The 3,823-nt window shown below is 47.6% G+C and carries 5 protein-coding genes; all 5 read right to left on the minus strand.

Annotated features, from left to right (window positions below; all coding sequences use genetic code 11):
- Positions 1 to 226: 226 nt before the first annotated feature.
- Positions 227 to 1,168, minus strand: coding sequence for a hypothetical protein (locus tag ACYVB2_RS15365; RefSeq protein WP_382434922.1), 942 nt, complete (start codon positions 1,166 to 1,168; stop codon positions 227 to 229).
- A 62-nt stretch (positions 1,169 to 1,230) separates the two neighbouring features.
- Positions 1,231 to 1,851, minus strand: a complete 621-nt coding sequence (locus ACYVB2_RS15370; protein WP_382434924.1) for a hypothetical protein — start codon at positions 1,849 to 1,851, stop codon at positions 1,231 to 1,233.
- A gap of 24 nt (positions 1,852 to 1,875) precedes the next feature.
- Complete coding sequence (locus ACYVB2_RS15375; protein ID WP_382434926.1) at positions 1,876 to 2,232, minus strand: DUF2834 domain-containing protein; 357 nt, start codon at positions 2,230 to 2,232, stop codon at positions 1,876 to 1,878.
- A 316-nt stretch (positions 2,233 to 2,548) separates the two neighbouring features.
- Complete coding sequence (locus ACYVB2_RS15380) at positions 2,549 to 3,019, minus strand: hypothetical protein (protein WP_382434928.1); 471 nt, start codon at positions 3,017 to 3,019, stop codon at positions 2,549 to 2,551.
- Between the two features lie 303 nt (positions 3,020 to 3,322).
- The coding region (locus ACYVB2_RS15385) for a DUF2834 domain-containing protein (protein ID WP_382434930.1) at positions 3,323 to 3,823 on the minus strand (501 nt) is incomplete at its 5' end.

Raw genomic sequence — 3,823 nt, forward strand, 5'->3', positions numbered from 1 at the left:
TGGCCAAAGAGGACTTCAAAAATACACAGGCGTACCCACTTCCAACGAGATAAAACAGGGGTAACTCGTTCAGTGTCACGAAAGTAGATAATCTTCCAGTAGTTCTGGATGATTGGTCTCTGCGTATTGATGACCTTGAGGTTGCGCTTCTGTTGCAATTAAGACACCTAACGAACTAAGGTAAGCGGCGGCTGGAAGCCGTCCGCTTGAGCACCATGTTAGGCCACTACCCTCCACTACGAAGGCTTAACAACTCTTCAGAGGTTGGTTCAATAACCTGAATGCGCAGAAGACCGGACGTAATCGCTGGTTCAAACTCGCGCTGCAAACGGTCAACGTACGAGCCTGGTGGCCGAGATGTAGACGGATCAGGCACGTTAACTAGCAGCAATGCCAAGTAGACGTTTGCCTTCTTGATTGTTTTGTAGTGATGAATTTTTGTAAGCATCACGTACAGGCGATCCCGAAACATAATTGATGCGTACTGAGTCGGTCGTGTTTCAACGAAAATCTCGGAGTCTGTAGCATTGATGTAGGCATCAAAGATTGGTGTTATATCTGTTATTGGATCAATGCCAGAGAATTGGGTGGACAGTTTTGCATCGCGAATCAAATTAAAAGATTGCAAGTTATTACTTACAACAAAATTTCTGATAGCGAGCTCTTCAGCCTTGGCTCTATCAAACTGGCGTTCAACAGCTACTTGGGGTTGTGCAGCCGGTGATGTTTCTTCTTCATTCTTTTTGTCTTCTATCTCTTCCGCCGGTGCTTTCTTGACTGTCAATAAATCAATCATATTTTCTGGAAGGCCGAATATATTAGTGCTTGTTTGCCTCTGCGAAACACTGTTTGATATTGAGATAAGCTGCCCCCTGAGCTCAGTATTTTCTTTCTTGAGCTCAGTTGTTTGCGCCTCCTTCTCTTTGATGGTACGAGACATTGTGACGAGCTTACCAACAGAAAAGTTGTCGAAGAGCTCACTTAATACAAGCACCAGAATAAAGGCCAAGAGTACGAGGAGGCCCGCCGATATTTCTGCCTTGGGATCGATGTAGAAGTAGCGATAGACCACGAGTGTGGCGAGAAACCCGCAAAACGCCACAATCAGTAGCCGAACGAACCAGTTGTTGCGGGAGTTCGAAGTTTCCATATGAATGATGAGCTCCAATTGTGGTGGCCTAACGAATAAGCTAAGCCGACCGCCGAAGGCGGGTCGGCTTGAGCGTGTGGTTAGGCATTTTTATTTCCTCGTCCAACTTCAAAATCCATTCCATAGTGGCATCGGTATTTAATCGAAATTTGAATTTCTTTTGCAAGTTTTTTCAAAATCTCTCTGCCCTTCATGAAAGTTAGGTCATCCTTTGGTATTTGTGTTTTAAAAAGAATCTTTTCCTGCCCCTTATCTAAAGCTTCTCCCTCTTCTAAATACCGAGCTTCTGTGATGGATCTTCCCTTGGCGTGCGTGGAGTTGTTTACAAGTTTTAAGAATTCAATAAAAACTGAATCTGAGTCTTCAATTTTTGTATTGCCTAAATTTACGGAGTATCTGGAAATAATAGCAGGGCCGAGGCCTACATTTTTTAGAGACAACGTGTAAATTAAAAAATCTTCTTTGATAGTGCCATCTAGATAACTCTCGATAACTAGTTGTGGTTTTACCTGTAATTTATTGTGCCGACGAACTGCGTACGAGTGATGAACTGTCGTTACGAGAGAAAGAACTGCAACGAACAAAGACACCGTAACGCCTATAGATAGCTGCCATCCGAATTCCCATGAATGCCCTAGGGCAAAGCCAAAAATAAAAACAAAAACGGCAGAAAGAATCGCTGGAGCAATGAACGTCGACATTTGGTTATAAGACTAACGCCTGAGTTAAGCCGCGCCGCGAAGCGGTGTCGGCTTGAATGAATTGTTAGGAGCCATCGCCGCAAGATGCCGCTCCCGCAATAACAGAAACAGCGGCAATGCTAATGAAGGGCCGACCATAAGACAAGATAACGGTAGCCATAAGTGACGCATTGCAAGCTTGCGTCCTTCAGCAACTAAGAACACAGCGACAACGATACCTGAAATCAGAACATCAGCCCAAGCGAACGAGGCAATTTGACTTGATGTAGCCTGCTGCAATAGGAGAGGGACATTGAGGCCATGTGCAGAAAGCCACGGGACGAACTGCGAGAGGGGCAATGCCGCGCCAGCAATACAAAGAAGGACGTAGAAAATCTGCACGTTTTTTCCTGCGAAGCCTAACGAACTAAGGTAAGCGGCAGCTGGAGGCTGTCCGCTTGAGCGCAAAGTTAGAACCAACGCCCACACAGCAACTACCCAAAGCCAGCAGCATAACTGGGAAGACGAACCTAGACCAGCGCCTATACGAAACCAAATAATACTGACCGGCCAATCAAAAGTAAAACCTACTTTGAAATTACTGACGACAGAAGAAACAAACTTTTACAGCATTGAATTGAGCACTGCTGTGAGCCACGGCTAACGAACCAAGGTAAGCGGCAGATAGGAGCTATCCGCTTGAGCGCCGGGTTAGCCATCAATCTTTGCGCTTCTGCTCCGCTTCCTTCAACGCCTTGAGCCTCGCTGGTGCTTCTGCGATCAGGGTTTGAAAGGCTTGCTTTCTGTCTTCGAGGCTCCCCCAACTAGAGGTGTGGGGGACGTAAGAAAGTGCTCGAAAAAGGAAGTACATGGCAATAAGAAAACCGACAGAGGAAAAGACTTCAATAGCATTTCCAAGCGCGAGAGACAGCGCGGAAACGATGCCTGCCTTTAAGAGATAGTGAAGTGCGGCATACATGCAGATAAAGCGCGAATCGTGTGCCAATGGGCCTTCCGCCTCATGTGCCATGAGCGCCCAGGTGCTCCCAGCCTTGTAATCCGTGGATAACCGTGAAGCAATTCGTTTTACGATTCGTTGGCCAAGCTCGAGCACGGCCCAGAACAAGGCAGAACCGAGCGCACCCTGAACTATGACTGGCCAATCAGTAATGGTCTTGATGATGTCCATATAAATTTTGTTTTTATGTCGTTGTTCGAGTTATGGCTAATTCGCGAAGGCTAACGAACCAAGGTAAGCGGCAGCTGGAAGCTGTCCGCTTGAGCGCCGAGTTAGAACCCAAGCCCACGCACCAGCCACCCAAAGCCAGCAGCATACCCGGAAAAACGAACCTGTACCAGCGCCTATACGAAACCAGATAATACTGACCGGCCAATCAAAAACAAAACATACTTTTGAACGCCAGTGACAGAGAAACTCAGATTTTGACAGCCTTGGAATAAGCACCGGCGTGGGCGAACGCTAACGCCTGAGTTAAGCCGCGCTGCGAAGCGGTGTCGGCTTGAATGAATTGTTAGGAGCCATCGCCGCAAAATGCCGCTCCCGCAATAACAGAAACAGCGGCAATGCTAATGAAGGGCCGACAATAAGACAAGATAACGGTAGCCATAAGCGACGCATTGCAAGCTTGCGTCCTTCAGCAACTAAGAACACAGCGACAACGATACCTGAAATCAGAACATCAGCCCAAGCAAACGAGGCAATTTGACTTGATGTAGCCTGCTGCAATAGGAGAGGGACATTGAGGCCATGTGCAGAAAGCCACGGGACGAACTGCGAGAGGGGCAATGCCGCGCCAGCAATACAAAGAAGGACGTAGAAAATCTGCATGTTTTTTCCTGCGAAGCCTAACGAACCAAGGTAAGCGGCGGCTGGAAGCTGTCCGCTTGAGCGCCGAGTTAGAACCCAAGCCCACACACCAGCCACCCAAAGCCAGCAGCATAGTCGGAAAAACGAACCTGTGCCAGTGCCGCC

The organism is Giesbergeria giesbergeri (assembly GCF_054779375.1).

Excerpts from the sequence above, each read along its gene's own strand:
- ACYVB2_RS15370 (WP_382434924.1), bottom strand. The coding sequence starts at position 1,851 with ATGTCGACGTTCATTGCTCCAGCGATTCTTTCTGCCGTTTTTGTTTTT.
- ACYVB2_RS15380 (WP_382434928.1), bottom strand. The coding sequence starts at position 3,019 with ATGGACATCATCAAGACCATTACTGATTGGCCAGTCATAGTTCAGGGT.